We start from the raw sequence: 15,135 nt of genomic DNA, 5'->3' as shown, positions 1-15,135 counted from the left end.
CAGACGCTGGCCTCGAAGCGGGCGAACCGCTTGACCGTGGTGCCGGCCTCGTCGAGGACGGCCTTGACCGTCTTCTTCGACTCCGAGACGGACTCCTGCTCGAGCAGGACGATCTCCTTGAAGAAGCCGTTGAGACGGCCCTCGACGATCTTGGCGACAGCAGCCTCGGGCTTGCCCTCCTCGATCGTCTTCTTCGTCAGGACGTCCTTCTCGGCCTCGACGATGTCCGCGGGGACCTCGTCGCGGGTGAGGTACTTCGCCTTGAGCGCGGCGATCTGCATCGCGGCGCCGCGGGCGGCAGCCTCGTCACCCTCGTACTCGACCATGACGCCGACGGCCGGCGGCAGGTCGGCGGCACGCTTGTGCAGGTAGACCGCGACGGGGCCGTCGAAGTACGCGACGCCGCCGAGCTCGATCTTCTCGCCGATGGTGATGGCGAGGTTCTCGACGACCTGGCCGACGGTGCTGTCGCCCAGCGGCAGCGCCTTGGCGGCCTCGGTGTCGGTGGCCTTGCCAGCGTCGACCGCCTGGGCGATCTGCTGCGCGGCCTTGATGAAGTCCTCGTTCTTGGCGACGAAGTCGGTCTCCGACTTCAGCTCGATGAGCGCACCACCCGCGTTGGCCACCAGGCCGGCGGAGGTCTCCCGCTCGGCGCCACGGGCGGCAGCCTTGGCCGCGCCCTTGACGCGGAGCAGCTCGACGGCCTTGTCGAAGTCGCCGTCGGTCTCGTCGAGCGCCTTCTTGCAGTCCATCATTCCGGCGCTGGTCAGCTCGCGGAGCTTCTTGACGTCAGCAGCAGTGAAAGCCATGGATCCTCTTCGCTCTCTGGAAGGAGTGTGGTGGTCGCTCAGGCCTCGGCCGGGGCGTCGGCGGCCTCGGTGGAGGCCTCCTCGGCGGGGGCCTCGGCGGCGGGGGTCTCGGCCGACTCGGCGGCGGGGGCCTCGGCAGCGTCGGCGGCGGGCGCCTCGGCGGGCTTCTCAGCACCCTCGAGCAGCTCGCGCTCCCACTCGGCCAGCGGCTCCTGCGCAGCCGGGCTCGACGAACCGGCACCGGAGCGGGCCATGAGGCCCTCGGCGGCGGCGTCGGCGATCACGCGGGTGAGCAGGCCCACCGCGCGGATGGCGTCGTCGTTGCCCGGGATCGGGAAGTCGACGTCGTCGGGGTCGCAGTTGGAGTCCAGGATCGCGATGATCGGGATGCGCAGCTTGCGCGCCTCCTCGACGGCGAGGTGCTCCTTGTTGGTGTCGACGATCCACACCGCGGAGGGGGTGCGGGTCATCTCGCGGATACCGCCGAGCGACTTGTTCAGCTTGTCGCGCTCGCGGCGCATCTGCAGCAGCTCCTTCTTGGTGCGGCTGCTGCCCGCGACGTCGTCGAAGTCGATCTCGTCGAGCTCCTTGAGGCGGTTGATCCGCTGGTGCACGGTCGAGAAGTTGGTGAGCATGCCGCCCAGCCAGCGCTGGTTGACGTAGGGCATGCCGACGCGGGTCGCCTGCTCGGCGATCGCCTCCTGGGCCTGCTTCTTCGTGCCGACGAACATGATCGTGCCGCCCTTGGCCACGGTCTCCTTGACGAAGGCGTAGCTGCGGTCGATGTAGGCCAGCGACTGCTGCAGGTCGATGATGTAGATGCCGTTGCGGTCCGTGAGGATGAACCGCTTCATCTTCGGGTTCCAGCGACGGGTCTGGTGTCCGAAGTGGACGCCGCTCTCGAGGAGCTGGCGCATGGTCACGACAGCCATGATTTCTCCTGTTTCATTTCAGTTGGTCCTGTCGTCTGCACGCGATCCGACCGCCCGACCCGGAGGATCGTGCGGACTGAGGATCGACGCCCACGGGCGATCGGGGCCGGTTCTCCAGGAGAGACCCCGTCGTGGTCAGCGGACGAGCGAATTCCGGTCCAGGCGGACCGGTACTGCTCAGCCTACGGCGTGACGCCTCTCCCGGCCCAATTGCGGCCGGGAGCCGTCCACAGGACGGGGTCCGTCGGCGCGTCGTCCACAACCCGCTCCCCCGGGACCCGGTCACCACCGGCGCCGGGGCGCACGCTCGCACCGTGCACCCGTCCCGACGTCCCGCCCTCGTCCTGCTCGCGCTCACAGCCCTCTCGCTCCTCCTGCTCCTCCTGCTCCCGGCCCCGCCCGGCCGCGCGGCTCCGGGCGACGACCCGGTCGGCGAGTGGCCCCTGCGCCCCCGGCCGGAGGTGGTCGACCGGTTCGACCCACCGGCAGTGCCGTGGGGCGCGGGGCACCGCGGGGTGGACCTCGCCGCCCGCCCCGGGCAGGTCGTGCACGCCGCGTTGCCGGGCCGGGTCGCCTTCGCCGGGCGGATCGCGGGACGCGGGGTGGTCACGGTCAGCCACGGGGACACCCGGACGACCTACGAACCGGTCGCTGCGACGGTGGAGGTGGGCGACCTGCTGCCGGCCGGGGCGCCGCTCGGCCGCCTGGAGCTGGCCGGGTCGCACTGCTTCCCCCGGGCCTGCCTGCACTGGGGCTGGCTGCGCGGGGAGACCTACCTGGACCCGCTGCGCCTGGTCGGTGCCGGCCCGGTGCGGCTGCTGCCGCTGTGGCGGGACGCGCCGTGGCCGCTGCCGGCCGGCCTCAGGCCCGCGGGTGCGCCTGCTGGTAGGCCCGGCGGAGGCGGTCGGTGGTGACGTGGGTGTAGCGCTGGGTGGTGGCCAGCGAGGCGTGGCCGAGCAGCTCCTGGACCGAGCGCAGGTCGGCGCCGCCCTCGAGGAGGTGGGTCGCCGCCGAGTGCCGGAGCCCGTGCGGTCCGAGGTCGGGGGCGCCGGGCACGTCGGCGAGGCGGCGGTGGACCAGGGTGCGCACCGCACGCTGGTCGATCCGCCCACCGCGGGCTCCGAGGAAGAGGGCCGGGCCGGAGCCGGGACGCGCGAGCGCGGGCCGCCCGTGGGAGGTCCACCGGTCCAGCGCCTCCGCGGCGGGACGCCCGAAGGGCACGGTCCGCTCCTTGCGACCCTTGCCGAGGACGCGCACGACGTTGCGGTCCCGGTCGACGTCGTCGACGTCGAGCGCGCAGAGCTCCCCGACCCGGACGCCCGTGGCGTAGAGCAGCTCGAGCATGGCGACGTCGCGCAGCCCGAGCGGGCTGCCGTCGTCGGCGAGCTCGGCTGCGGCGGAGATCAGCTCCCGCGCCTCGTCGACGCGCAGCAAGCCGGGCAGGGTGCGGTGCGGCTTCGGGGACCCGAGCGCGGAGCCGGCGTCCGCGGGGGCACGGCCCGTGCGAGCCAGCCACCCGGTGAAGACCCGGGCCGCGGTGGCGCGGCGGGCCAGCGTCGTGCGGGACAGCCCCGAGGCCTGCTGCCGGGCGAGCCAGCTGCGCAGCGTGCGCAGGTCGAGCTCGGCCGGACCAGCGAGGTCGAGGCGGGCGGCGTGGTCGAGCAGGCTCCCGACGTCACCGAGGTAGGCCTTGACCGTGTGCCTCGCGAGGTCGCGCTCGGAGACCAGGTGGCGCTCGTAGTCCCCGAGCAGGCGGGCGGCCCACTCGGGAAGGGCCGCCTCGACGGCGGCCGCGGCGTCGGACGGGCTCACGTCCTCATCGTAGGGAGCCGGAACCGGCTCACCGACGCCCGCGCTCGGTGAGTCGCCAGCCGGTCGGCAGCTGCTCGACGAGCCCCTCGGACGCGAGCGCGCGCAGGACCTGGTCGACCTCCGCGACGCCCAGGCCCGCGACCCGGGCGACCGACGCGGACGGCGCCGGGGCCGACGTGGGCACGGCGTCCACGACCTGGCGGGCCCGCACGCTGAGCCGGTCGCGGGGCGCCTCGGGTGCCCGGGGCTCGTCGACCAGCGCCTCCCCCGCCGCCCCGACGAGCTCGAGCACGTCGGCACCGCCGGTGACCAGCGCCGCCCCGCCCCGGCGCAGCAGCTGGTGCACACCCTCCGACGACGCACTGGTCAGCGGACCCGGGGTGCCCATCACGACCCGGCTGAGCCTCTCGGCCCAGCTCGCGGTGTTGAGCGCGCCGCTGCGCAGCGCCGCCTCCACGACCACCGTGCCACGGGTGAGCGCGGCGATGAGCCGGTTGCGGGCCAGAAAGCGGATCCGGAAGGGCGCGGACCCCGGGGGCGCCTCCGAGACGATCGCGTGGTGCTCGGCGAGGTGGTCGAAGAGCGGGCGGTGAGCGGTCGGGTAGACCCGGTCGACCCCGCAGGCGAGCACCGCGACGGTGGGCGCCCCGGCGCTGAGCGCGCCGCGGTGGGCGGCGTAGTCGATGCCGAAGGCCCCGCCGCTGACGACCGCCCGCCCCGCGGCGCCGACGACGGCGGCCACGTCACCGGCGACCTCGTCACCGTAGGTGGTCGAGGTGCGGGACCCGACGACCGCGACCGCCCCGGCGAGCTGGTCGAGCCTCCCCGGACCGCGGACCCACAGGCCGACCGGGACGTCGCCGCGCTCGTGGAGGGCGCCCGCGCCGGCGAGGTCGTCGAGCTGGTCGGGCCACTCCTCGTCCCCGGGGACGACGAAGCGGATCCCCCTGGCCGCGGCCCGCTCGAGCACCCGGGCGGGGTCGACGGTGGCGAGCCGGGCGGCCGCCGCGGTGAACGACTCACGCAGGTCGGCGTGGTCGCGGAGCACCGCCAGGAACTCCCCCGGGCCGAGCTGCCTGGCCAGGCCGAGGGCACGAAGGTCGCCGGGCTCGGCGACGAGGCTGATCGTCGCGCGCGCCAGCCGCTCGTCCTCGCTCATGCCGCGCCCTCCACGCCACGCACGGTGCTCAGGTCGAGGGCCCGCCCCATCCGCAGCCGTAGGGCGACGTCGACCTCCTCGACACCCGGGGTCACGTCCCGCTCGAGCCGGACGGCGCGGAGGTCGGCCACCGTCCAGGCCAGCCGCTGCACGCGCACCGCACCCCGCGCGCTCAGCCGACCGCCGTGCGTCTCCTTGTCGATCAGCCGCCGCGCCTCCTCCGCGACCGGCCAGGTGTCCTTGAGGCGCGGGCTCGGCACCTGTGCGTTGAGGCGCCAGCCGTGCTCGGCGAACCGCTCCCGTTGTCGGGCCCGCGCCGCGGCGACCCGCTCGCGGACGGCCGCGGACGGCTCGGCCGGCTGGAACGGGTCGTGGCTCGACGGCGATGCCGGCCGGACGTGGCGCAGCACGTCGATCCGGTCGGCGATCGGCCCGGACAGCCGCGCCTGGTAGCGCCGCCGGACCGGGTCGGGGCAGCTGCAGCGGTTGGTGCGGTTGTTGGCGGTGTAGTTGCCGCACGGGCACGGGTTGCTCGCGACGACCAGCATCCCGCCGGCCGGCAGGGTGACCGACTCGTCGCGGCGCGCGATCGTGATGTCGCCGCTCTCCAGCGGCTGGCGCAGCGCCTCGATCACGTCGGCGCGGAAGAGCGGGAACTCGTCGAGGAAGAGGACTCCGCAGTGCGCCCGCGAGATCTCGCCGGGGTGGACCCGGCCGTGGCCGCCGCCGATCACGCTCACCTTGCTGGCGTCGTGGTGCGGCGCGGCGAAGGGTGGCCGGACGACCATCCCGGAGGACGGGTCGAGGACGCCGGCGAGCGAGTGCAGCGCGGTCAGCTCGAGGGACTCCTCGGGCGTGAGGTCGGGCAGGATCGTCGGCAGCCGCTCGGCGAGGCTGGTCTTCCCGCAGCCCTTGGCGCCGGACAGCATCAGGGCGTGCCCGCCGGCGGCGGCCACCTCGGCGGCGTACTTCTCGTCGAGCATGCCGCGCAGGTCGGCGAGGTCGAGGTCGTCGAGCCGGTCGGCACCCCGCCACTGCACCAGGTGCGTGCCGGAGGCCGGGGCGACCGGTGGCGCGTCCGGCAGCGGGTCCCCGACGAGCACGGCGACCACCTGGGCGAGCGAGCGGACGCCGATCACGGTCAGGTCCGGCACCATCCGCGCCTCCTCGACCTGCGGCTCCGGAACGACCACCCGGCGCACCCCACCGGCGGCGGGCGCCCCCCCCCATCCCCATCGGCAGGACCCCGACCGCCGGGCGGAGGCAGCCCGCGAGGGTCAGCTCGCCGATGAACGCGGTCCTGTCGACCTGGCGGTGCTCGACCTGGCCGGTCGCGGCCAGCACCGTCACCGCCATGGCGAGGTCGAAGTGGGTGCCGGACTTGGGCAGGTCGGCCGGCGACAGCAGGATCGTCGTCCGTTGCGCCGCGGGCCAGGTGAGGTCGCTGTTGACGACGGCCATCCGCACCCGGTCCAGGCCCTCGCGCAGCGCCGCGCCCGCGCGTCCGACGACCACGACGTCGGCCTTCCCCGGCGACACGTCGACCTGGACGTCGACCAGGTGACCACGGGCCCCGTCGAGGGCCACGCAGCGGGTCGTCGCGAACGCCATCAGAGGAGCCCGGCGACGTGCTCGAGGGTGGGCGCGCCGCGGCGGCGCAGCATCACCGCGACCAGGTCGACCCGGATGCCGTCCGGCGTCACGTCGTGCTCGGCGGCCCAGCGCTCGCCGAGCCGCTTGAGCCGCTCGAGCTTCTCGTCGGTGACCGCCTCGTGAGGCGTGCCGGCGACGAGGCTGGTGCGGGTCTTCACCTCGCACACCACGAGGGTGGTGCCGTCGCGGGCGACGATGTCGACCTCGCCCTCGGCGCACCGCCAGTTCCGCTCGAGCACGGTCATGCCGAGCTCCACGAGGTGGCGGGCGGCCCGGCCCTCGCCGTACGCCCCGATCGCCTTGCGGGCCTGCGCAGTCGTCGTCATGCCCGCCAGCGTCACGCCGACCGGCGACGACGGGACAGGACCACGAGCCGCGCCTGTGGACGACGGGCGTCGTCCACAGGCAGCAGCGCGTGGGCGGGACGCTCAGTGCACCCGCGTGACGGGTGGGGTCAGCCGACCAGCTTCGGCGAGTCGCACTTCGGGGTGCGGAACTTGTAGATGTCCGCGCCGCTGAGGTCGATGCCGAGCGCGTTGAGCAACGGGCTGAGCAGCACCGTGTCCAGGCTCTGGATCAGCGGGTTCACCAGCCCGGACAGCAGCCCGTTGATGATCGGGCCGAGGACCACACCGACGGGGAGCCCGATCAGCTTGATGGCGTTGGTGTTCACGGTCAGCACCGGGAGGCCGCCGGTCCCCGAGCCGATCGTGTTCGGGATGTCGTAGTCGCCGTCCTTGGTGATCTCGATGTTCGCCACCCCCGAGGTCGTGGTCGACCCCTTGATGGTGATCGGGCCACCCACGACCGGGATGCCGAGCAGGTAGACGGTGATCTCGAGCTTCAGGTCGACGTCGAGCAGGCCGTCGGAGACCCGGATGCTCAGCCCGGTGTTCGGCGAGCAGCGGACGTCGGTCAACGCCCCCTTGGCCGACGCGACCTTGACCGAGCCGCTGAGGCTGATGTCGGTCTTCCCGACCAGCGCGAGGTCCAGCTTGAGCGCGTTCGCCGACAGGTTGACCTGGATCTGGCTCGACTCGGCGGTGACCTGGTTCTTCCGACCGCAGGCCAGACGAGGCGCCTCGATGGCCGAGAGGCTCACACCGACGTTGGCCAGCGGTCCGAGGTTCACGGCCGCCTGCGGGATCGTGAGTGCGTTCTGCCCGGTGGCAGCGGCGGCTGCGGCCGTGACCAGGTCGAGCAGGTTGAGCCCCGCGTCGAGGCCCGTGGAGCCGCCGGTGCCGAGGTCGATCAGGTCCCCGGCGTTGAGCTTGACGTCCTCCAGGCCGACCGCGATCGACTGCAGGAGGCCGACGTACGCGGCGTGACCCTGCTGGGCCAGCACCTCGGCGGTGGCCAGGTAGAAGTCGGCGAGGCTGAGCAGCTGGCCGCCCTCGACCAGGGCGCCGAGCGTGCCGGCGCCGACCTTGGCGCCGAGCAGGTCGAGCAGCTGGATGTCGGCGTTGGCGAGGCCGTTGTAGTCGATCGCGCCGACGTTGACGTTGCTGCCCAGTGCGCCCAGCAGCGGGCCGAGGATGGGCGAGGCGCCGGTGTTGACGCGCGCGGCGTAGGACCCGATCGAGAAGCAGGCGCCGCCCTCGGACTGCGCGACGGCGGTACGACGTGCGTCGCCGGTCGCGACGCCCGTGATCCCGTCGAACGCGAAGTCGACGGAGGTGTCGGCAATGACGCGCACGGCGTTCGGAACCTCGCCGCTCGCGACCGGCACGAACTCGCCGTCGACGAGCTTGCCGAGGTCCCAGCTCAGGTCCGGTGCGGCGCCGACGGTGTCTCTGTTGCGGGCCACGCTCTTGGCCATCTCGGTGTTCATGGTGGCCGCCAGCGCACCGCGGGTGCGCCCGTCGAGGTTGCGGGCGAGGTCGAGCGCGACGACGTCGGCCAGGGCCTGCATGTCGCGGCGGGCGGTGCGCTGCATGCCGAGGTCGACCGCGAAGGCGGAGATCACCAGCAGCACGAGCGTCAGCCCGACGCCCATGACGACGGCGACGACGCCGCGCTCGTCCCGGGCGCGGCGGAGCCGGCGCTCCATCAGCTGACCCTCGCGACGGCGCTGTACTTCAGGTTGTCGGGCAGCACGATGCCCATGCCGGGCACCGGCAGCAGCGGGCTGCCGTCGTAGTCGTAGTTGATCGTCACGGTGACGCAGCGGACCGAGGCGGCCTCGCCGGCACAGGTCGCGACGTCGACCGCGCACGACCCGGCGGGGTCACCGTTGCGGCTGAGCGAATTGCCGCTGCAGGTGACGCCGTAGCTGTCCAGTGCGTCGTTGAGCGCCGCGAGCGCCGCAGGCACCTGGTCGGCGTCACGCTGGGCGACCGCGGCCGCGCGGGCGCCCTCGGCGGCGGCCTGGCTGATGGCCTGGCGGAAGCTCAGCATGTAGCCGTAGCTGATGATGCCGAAGACCAGGAGCAGCAGGATCGGCATGATCAGCGCGAACTCGACCGCGGCGGCACCCCTCTCGTGCCCTCGTGCACGCGCACGAGCGCGCCCCCACAGCACTACACGCCTCATCGGCCGGCCTCCCCGCCTCAAGCTCCCATGACGCCCCCGAGTGGCGATGTCCGGAGGATAGTGTTCGCGTTCACAACGAGGGAACGAATCCCGGGTAACTCTGCCCGGCCGGGGGATTTCGCCTAGTCCTTTGGTACTAGTCATCCCACGAGGCGCGGAGTCGCGCAGGTGACGCCCACGGCGTACACGTCGGCGCCGGCGAGGCGCAGGCCCACCATCCGCGCGACGGGGCCGATGAACTGCTGGTTGATGTTCTCGACGAGCGGCGTCAGCGTCTTCTCCACGAATCCCTTCCCCGACGTGGTGAGCACCTCGAGGATCGGGCCGGTGATCGCGGTGACGGCGGGCAGCTGGGCCACCTGGCCGTTGAGCTTCACCGACGTGACCGTCGGGACGATGGAGGCCACGTCGAGGGTCATCGCCGAACCGACGGAGACGGGGGTCTCGTCGTTCGGGGGCAGGCGCAGGTCGGCACGACCGCCGCCGCCGCTGCTCGACGTGCCGATGGTGAGCCGGACCTCGACCTCGAGCGAGATCTTGCTGCCGAGGTCGAGGATGTTGCCGAGCAGGTTGGTCAGGACGTTCGTGAGGCCCAGGCCGAGCAGGTTGGAGAGCTTCACCTCGGCGGCGACCGAGACGTCCGCGTGCAGCTGGTACGACGCCAGCCCGCTCGCGACCTGCACGCTGAACGTCGCGGGGTCGACTGCCGACCCGTCGCCGCAGTGCACCTGCGGCGGCGAGACCAGCCGGCCGGTGCCGCTGCCGGCCACGACCTCGAGGGAGCCGCTCCCCTTCGGGGTCTGCAGGGTGCCCAGGCCCGGGATGTTGAGGCTGGGCATGTTCGTGAACTTGATGCCGAGCGTGCCGTCGAGCTGGGCGGTGTCCGCGACGGCCTGGGCGGAGTTCGGCACGCCGCAGGCGAGCTCGGCGGCGGCGACGAGGGTGATGCCGCCGGTGAACTGGAACCCGACGCCGGGGACCCCGCCCTGGATGTTCGGCACGCCGATGAAGTGCTCGCCGTCGGAGAGCCGGGCCGAGGCGACGAGGTCGAGCACGTCGAGGTCGATCCCGAGGGCCGCACGGTCGGTGGGGGCGACGTTGAGGACGTCACCGAGGGAGATGGTGCCGACCGACGCGGTGACGGCGGAGGACGCGATGCGGTGCAGCGCGGTGATGGCGACCGCGTTGTCCTCCGGCTCGTTCGAGAGCGCCTCGATCGTGGCGAGCACCAGCTCGGCGTACGTGATGGTGCCGCCGAGCAGGCGCTCCGGGCTGCCGATGACCGTCGTGGCGGCGAGGTCGAGGAGGCGCACGTCGGCGAGCGCGAGGCCGCGGTAGCCGACGAGGTCGAGGTTGACGCCCAGCAGGTCGTTGAGCGGGGCGAGCACGGTGCTGTCGCCGCTGCGGATCGCCGCGACGAAGGACCCCAGCCGGAAGCAGGCGGTCGAGGAGCTCTCGGCGGCCGCGGTGCGGGTGGCATCCCCGGACTCGTCACCGGTGATCGAGGCGAAGGCGAAGGCCACCTCGGTGTGGGCCACGACCCGGACCGCCGACGGGACGCCGGAGCTCATCTGCTGGAAGCCGGAGGAGTCCATGTGGCCGACCTCGTAGTCGAGGTCGGCGGGGCCCTCGCCGACGATGTCGGCGTTGCGCGCGGCGCTCTCGGCCAGCACCTCGTCCAGGACCGGCGCGAGCTCCGCGACGGTGCGGCCGTCGAGCTCGCGGGCGAGGTCGAGCGCGACCAGGTCGGCGACGGCCTGCATGTCGGCGCGGGCGACCCGCTGGAGCCCGATGTCGACGACGAAGGCGGAGCCGACCATGAGGACTGCCGTCACCACGACCATGACGAGCGTGACCGCTCCCCGCTGGTCGTCGCGGGCACAGCCGCGCCGGTGCCACATGGCGCCCTCCCCCGATGCCGTGTCGCAGCAGGGCCGACCGGTGCCGGCCCTGACATACATGGATCGGCCTGGAGGGGCCTGCGCGCAAGTCCCGGGGGCGGAATCGGGACGTTCGTCCCGGGGGATCCGTCCGTTCGGTCAGCTCTTGGGGAGCTCGATGTCCGAGGTGGCGAGCTCCTCGACGTTGACGTCCTTGAAGGTCAGCACCTTCACGTTCTTCGCGAACCGGGCGGGGCGGTACATGTCCCACACCCAGGCGTCGGCGATGGTCACCTCGAAGAAGACGTCCGTGCCCTCGGAGCGCGCCTTCACGTCGACCGAGTTGCACAGGTAGAACCGGCGGTCGGTCTCGACGACGTACTTGAAGATGCCGACGACGTCGCGGTACTCCCGGTAGAGGTTCAGCTCCTGCTCGGTCTCGTACTTCTCGAGGTCCTCGGCGCTCACGTGGCCGACTCTAGCCGTCCTCCGCCAACGCGGACGGGAGCGGCTCCAGCCCGGCCGCGCGTCGCACGTTGACGAAGCGCATCCGGTGCACCGGCGAGGGCCCGTGCAGCTCGAGCGCGGCGGTGTGGGTGGCGGTGATGTAGCCCTTGTGGGTCTTGAAGTCGTACTCCGGCCACTGCTCGTCGAGCTCGAGCATGAGCCGGTCGCGGGTCACCTTGGCGAGCACCGACGCGGCGGCCACGCAGGCCGCCACCCGGTCGCCCTTCCAGACGGCCAGGCCGGGGGCACCGAGCCCGTCGACCGGGAACCCGTCGGTCAGCACGTACGACGGCGCGACGGCCAGCTTCGCGACGGCGCGCCGCAGCGCCTCGACGTTGGCGACGTGCATGCCGAGCCGGTCGCACTCCTCGTGCGGGATGACCACGACCGACCAGGCGACGGCGCGCTTGACGATCTGCTCGTAGCACCGCTCCCGCGACGCGGCGGTCAGCAGCTTGGAGTCGGCGAGGCCGGGCACGATCCCGGCCTTGCCGGGCGGCAGGATCGCGGCGCCGGCCACCAGCGGGCCCGCGCAGGCCCCGCGGCCGGCCTCGTCCACGCCGGCGACCGGCTCGAGGCCGTGGCGACGCAGGGCACGCTCGTAGCCGTAGATGCCGGCGTCGCGTCGTACCGTCGCTCCCCGGGGCAGCGTCGTCACGTGCCCACCCCGCTAGCTCCGGCCCAGCGCGTCGACCTTCTCGGCCTTCTCGACCAGGTCGGCGGGCGGGGCGTCGGGGACGTCGGCGAAGGCTTCGGGGCGGCTGATCCAGCGCCAGCGGTCGCGCGGCCAGATCAGCGTGAAGACCTTGCCCACCACCAGGTCGGTGTCGACCCAGGGGCTCTGGGTGCACGGGTCCTCGTCGGCGCTGCACAGGTGGGCGCGGGAGTCGGCGGAGTGGCCGCGGTTGTCGCCGAGGACCAGCAGCTTGCCGACCGGGATCGGCCCGATGGTCCAGCTGCACGGCCGGGCCAGCGCCGAGCCGCGCTCGGTGACCCAGTCCTCGACCGGCGCGGTGCAGCTGCCCGGGTCGGGGCCGAGGTAGTCGGACTCGTCGATGGCCTTGCCGTTCACCGAGAGCCGGCCCTGCTCGTCGCAGCACACGACGATGTCGCCCTCGGTGCCGATCACGCGCTTCACGAGGTGGCCGCCGGTCGGGTAGAGCCCGACCTTCGACAACAGGCTGGCGAGGCCGGTGGGGCCGGCGGAGTCGGCCGGCCCGAGCCACTCGCCCGGGTCCTCGAAGACGACGACGTCGCCGCGCTGCGGGCTGCCGCCGAACCAGTAGGACACCTTCTGGACCAGGATCCGGTCGTTCTCGACCAGGCCGGGCTCCATCGACTCCGAGGGGATGTAGAACGCCTGGACGAAGAACGCCTTGATCACGATGGCGAGGCCGAGGGCGACCGCGAGCAGCAGGATGCTCTCCTGCCACACGGGCAGGTGCTTGCGGGTCGCTGCGTGGCTGCGTCGGGACCCGCTGCCCTCGCTGGCCGGGGCGTCCTCGGGGCGCTCCGGGGAGCCGTCGGTCTCGTCGGTCGTCACGAGGGTCGAGTCTAGGCAGGCCGGGCCCGTGAGATGCACGAAGGCCCGACCGGAACCGGTCGGGCCTTCGTGGAGCGCTTCGTCGAGCGGAGGCTCAGACCTCGCGACGCTCCTTGATCTTGGCGGCCTTGCCGCGCAGGTTGCGCAGGTAGTACAGCTTCGAGCGGCGCACGTCGCCGTAGGTGACGACCTCGATCTTCTCGAAGATCGGCGAGTGGAGCGGGAAGGTCCGCTCGACACCGACGCCGAAGGAGACCTTGCGGACGGTGAAGGTGCGACCGACGCCCGAGCCGTGGACGCGGATGACGACGCCCTGGAAGACCTGGACGCGGGACCGGTTGCCCTCGACGACCTTCACGTGCACCTTGACGGTGTCACCGGCGCGGAAGTCGGGGATGTCGTCGCGCTTGGCAGCGTTGCCGAGCTCGGTGACCAGGGCAGGACTGGGGTTGCTCATGATTCTCCTCGCGAGTGCCACAGGTCAGCCGCGGTAGTAGTGGATCGAGGTGGTACGCGGTCGACGGTTCCCCTGTGGCAGAAGCGTCCGCGACACCGACAGAGAATCCTCGCACAGTGACCACGACCACCGGAAATCCGGACGGGCGGGCCGCCGGGTGCTGCCAGACTGGTGCCATGACCGCGCCCGGGGACGACGCGACGCCCCTCGACTGGGAGCCGCACCGGTACGAGACCCGCCCCTGGCGCCAGCGGATCATCCGCGGGCCGGCCGCCGACCGCAAGCTGCGGGAGGTCACCGTCTCGCTGCCGCCGTTCATCCGCGACCTCGAGCTGCCGCTCGACCGCACGCTCGGCGCCATGACGGCCGCGAGCGCCGGCGACCTGAGCCACCTCGACCTGGTCCACGGCCGCACCCTCAGCGCCCTCAACCACCTCCAGCTGCGCACCGAGGCGGTCGACTCCTCCAAGATCGAGAACGTCGACGCCAGCCTCGCCGACTACGGCCGCGCCCTGCTCGGCGTCGGCGCCAACGCCTCCGCGGTATCGATGGCCTCGGCCACCCGCGCGCTGGCGACGATGATCACCGACGCGGACTCCCACCGCGCCGTACGACGCGAGGCGATCATCACCGCCCACCGCGAGCTGTTCCGCCGCCACCCCGACGAGGCGCACCGCGCCGGTCAGCTGCGCACCACGCAGAACTGGGTCGGCGGCAGTGACTACTCCCCCATCGGCGCCCTCCACGTGCCCCCGCCGCCGGAGACCGTCGACGCCTACCTCGACGACCTGTTCGCCTTCGCCAACCGCGAGGACATCCCCGCCGTCGCGCAGGCCGCGATCGTGCACGCCCAGTTCGAGTCGATCCACCCGTTCATCGACGGCAACGGCCGCATCGGCCGCACCCTCATCCACGCCGTGCTCCGCCGGCGCCGCTCGACCCGCCACCTGACGGTCCCGATCGCCTCGGCCCTGGTCGCGCACCGCGAGACCTACTTCGACGCGCTCAACGACTACCGCGACGGCCGGGCCCGCACGATCATCGCGATGATGGCCACCGCCGTCCGGATCGCCACCGCCGAGTCCTGGACCACCGCGAAGAACGTCCAGGAGGTCCGCGAGCGCTGGGGCGCCACCGTCCCCGAGGCCCGCCCCGGCCAGCCCCTCTTCCGCCTCCTCGACCTGCTCACCGAGGAGCCGATCATCAACGCCGACCTCGTCGCCTCCCGCCTCCGCCTCCCCGAGGCCGACGCCCAGGACGCCGTCGACCGCGCCACCGCCGCCAAGATCCTCACCCGCGCCCGCCGCTCCCGGAAGGCCCCGGTCTGGCTCGCCCAGGACGTGCTCCACGAGGTGGAAGACCTGAGTGCGCGGATCCAGGCCTCTGCGCGGAGGTTGCGGAAGGACTGAGCGCTGCGGGTGCGTAGGCGCCTGATCTCCGCGCGCTGCGGTTGCGTAGCCGGTGCGGTTCCGAAAGGCAGCGACAAGGGAGTACGGCGGGTGGCTGGGTCCGCCTGTCGGCTTGCGGGTCCGTAGGCGCCGAGGTCGGTGCCGGTGGGCTGCGGTTGCGTAGCCGGCACAGCTCCGAAAGGCAGCGACGAGGGGATACCGCGGGTGGCTGGGTTCGACAGTCGGCTTGAAGTCCCGTAGGCGACGCCGGCTCCCGGTGGTTGAGGTGCGACGAGCGCTAGCGAGGAGCCTCGAAACCACCGGGCCTTGAAGCCGGATTGTGGATACAGAATCGGGAGAATCCCCAGTCCACAGGCGGGTTTTCGGCCCACCTTAGTGTCGGTGGTCTCTGGAAGAATCCAGTCATGGAGCTCGGGAACCACGCATCGATCGGCCAGTACGA

15 protein-coding genes and 1 pseudogene are annotated in these 15,135 nt (G+C 72.7%); 2 read left to right on the top strand and 14 right to left on the bottom strand.

Going from position 1 to position 15,135, the window contains the following annotated elements:
* Both tsf and rpsB read right to left on the bottom strand, forming a co-directional pair.
* On the bottom strand, nucleotides 1-809 hold an 809-nt coding region (gene tsf, locus L615_RS13025; protein ID WP_028655827.1), incomplete at its 3' end, for a translation elongation factor Ts.
* Between the two features lie 38 nt (nucleotides 810-847).
* Nucleotides 848-1,741, bottom strand: coding sequence for a 30S ribosomal protein S2 (rpsB, locus tag L615_RS13020; protein ID WP_028655828.1), 894 nt, complete (start codon nucleotides 1,739-1,741; stop codon nucleotides 848-850).
* Between the two features lie 314 nt (nucleotides 1,742-2,055).
* On the opposite strand from rpsB, the gene L615_RS13015 reads away from it, so the two are divergent.
* Nucleotides 2,056-2,655: a murein hydrolase activator EnvC gene (locus L615_RS13015; protein WP_222430543.1), complete on the top strand. Its 600-nt coding sequence runs from the start codon at nucleotides 2,056-2,058 to the stop codon at nucleotides 2,653-2,655.
* On the opposite strand, the gene L615_RS13010 is transcribed toward L615_RS13015, so the two are convergent.
* The 12 genes and pseudogenes from L615_RS13010 to rplS form a co-directional block, all read right to left on the bottom strand.
* Nucleotides 2,603-3,553, bottom strand: coding sequence for a tyrosine recombinase XerC (locus L615_RS13010; protein WP_028655829.1), 951 nt, complete (start codon nucleotides 3,551-3,553; stop codon nucleotides 2,603-2,605). The two genes, L615_RS13015 and L615_RS13010, sit on opposite strands and share 53 nt — an antisense overlap.
* Nucleotides 3,554-3,581: 28 nt before the next feature.
* Entirely contained in the window at nucleotides 3,582-4,712 is a 1,131-nt protein-coding gene (gene dprA, locus L615_RS13005; RefSeq protein ID WP_028655830.1) for a DNA-processing protein DprA, read from the bottom strand.
* A complete protein-coding gene (locus L615_RS13000; protein ID WP_261376681.1) occupies nucleotides 4,709-5,905 on the bottom strand; it encodes an ATP-binding protein in 1,197 nt (398 codons plus the stop codon). Before L615_RS13000 ends, dprA begins: the two co-directional genes overlap by 4 nt.
* A gap of 94 nt (nucleotides 5,906-5,999) precedes the next feature.
* A pseudogene (locus tag L615_RS24230) lies at nucleotides 6,000-6,323 on the bottom strand (magnesium chelatase domain-containing protein); the annotation flags it as partial.
* Nucleotides 6,323-6,691: a YraN family protein gene (locus L615_RS12995; RefSeq protein WP_028655832.1), complete on the bottom strand. Its 369-nt coding sequence runs from the start codon at nucleotides 6,689-6,691 to the stop codon at nucleotides 6,323-6,325. The gene L615_RS12995 and the pseudogene L615_RS24230, both read right to left, overlap by 1 nt.
* A gap of 128 nt (nucleotides 6,692-6,819) precedes the next feature.
* Complete coding sequence (locus tag L615_RS12990) at nucleotides 6,820-8,415, bottom strand: pilus assembly protein TadG-related protein (RefSeq protein WP_145725333.1); 1,596 nt, start codon at nucleotides 8,413-8,415, stop codon at nucleotides 6,820-6,822.
* The gene (locus L615_RS23330; RefSeq protein WP_261376680.1) at nucleotides 8,415-8,897 is read right to left on the bottom strand and encodes a TadE/TadG family type IV pilus assembly protein; all 483 of its coding nucleotides are present in this window, start codon (nucleotides 8,895-8,897) and stop codon (nucleotides 8,415-8,417) included. The genes L615_RS12990 and L615_RS23330 overlap by 1 nt, the downstream gene beginning before the upstream one ends.
* A 140-nt stretch (nucleotides 8,898-9,037) precedes the next feature.
* On the bottom strand, nucleotides 9,038-10,798 hold the full coding sequence (locus L615_RS12980; RefSeq protein ID WP_145725332.1) for a pilus assembly protein TadG-related protein: 1,761 nt from the start codon (nucleotides 10,796-10,798) through the stop codon (nucleotides 9,038-9,040).
* Between the two features lie 138 nt (nucleotides 10,799-10,936).
* Nucleotides 10,937-11,245: a DUF2469 domain-containing protein gene (locus L615_RS12975; protein ID WP_028655836.1), complete on the bottom strand. Its 309-nt coding sequence runs from the start codon at nucleotides 11,243-11,245 to the stop codon at nucleotides 10,937-10,939.
* 10 nt (nucleotides 11,246-11,255) lie between these two features.
* A complete protein-coding gene (locus L615_RS12970) occupies nucleotides 11,256-11,942 on the bottom strand; it encodes a ribonuclease HII (RefSeq protein WP_145725331.1) in 687 nt (228 codons plus the stop codon).
* 12 nt (nucleotides 11,943-11,954) lie between these two features.
* Nucleotides 11,955-12,827, bottom strand: coding sequence for a signal peptidase I (lepB, locus tag L615_RS12965; RefSeq protein WP_051485807.1), 873 nt, complete (start codon nucleotides 12,825-12,827; stop codon nucleotides 11,955-11,957).
* 94 nt (nucleotides 12,828-12,921) lie between these two features.
* Nucleotides 12,922-13,284 (bottom strand): 50S ribosomal protein L19, encoded by a 363-nt coding sequence (rplS, locus tag L615_RS12960; RefSeq protein ID WP_028655838.1) that lies wholly within the window; start codon nucleotides 13,282-13,284, stop codon nucleotides 12,922-12,924.
* Between the two features lie 176 nt (nucleotides 13,285-13,460).
* On the opposite strand from rplS, the gene L615_RS12955 reads away from it, so the two are divergent.
* Entirely contained in the window at nucleotides 13,461-14,693 is a 1,233-nt protein-coding gene (locus L615_RS12955) for a Fic family protein (RefSeq protein WP_145725330.1), read from the top strand.
* Nucleotides 14,694-15,135 lie beyond the last annotated feature (442 nt).

The sequence above is a fragment of the Nocardioides sp. J9 genome (assembly GCF_007829375.1).
Lineage (GTDB): Bacteria > Actinomycetota > Actinomycetes > Propionibacteriales > Nocardioidaceae > Nocardioides.
The sequence above is the reverse complement of the archived record's forward strand: the minus strand, read 5'-3'. Positions and strand labels throughout refer to the sequence as shown.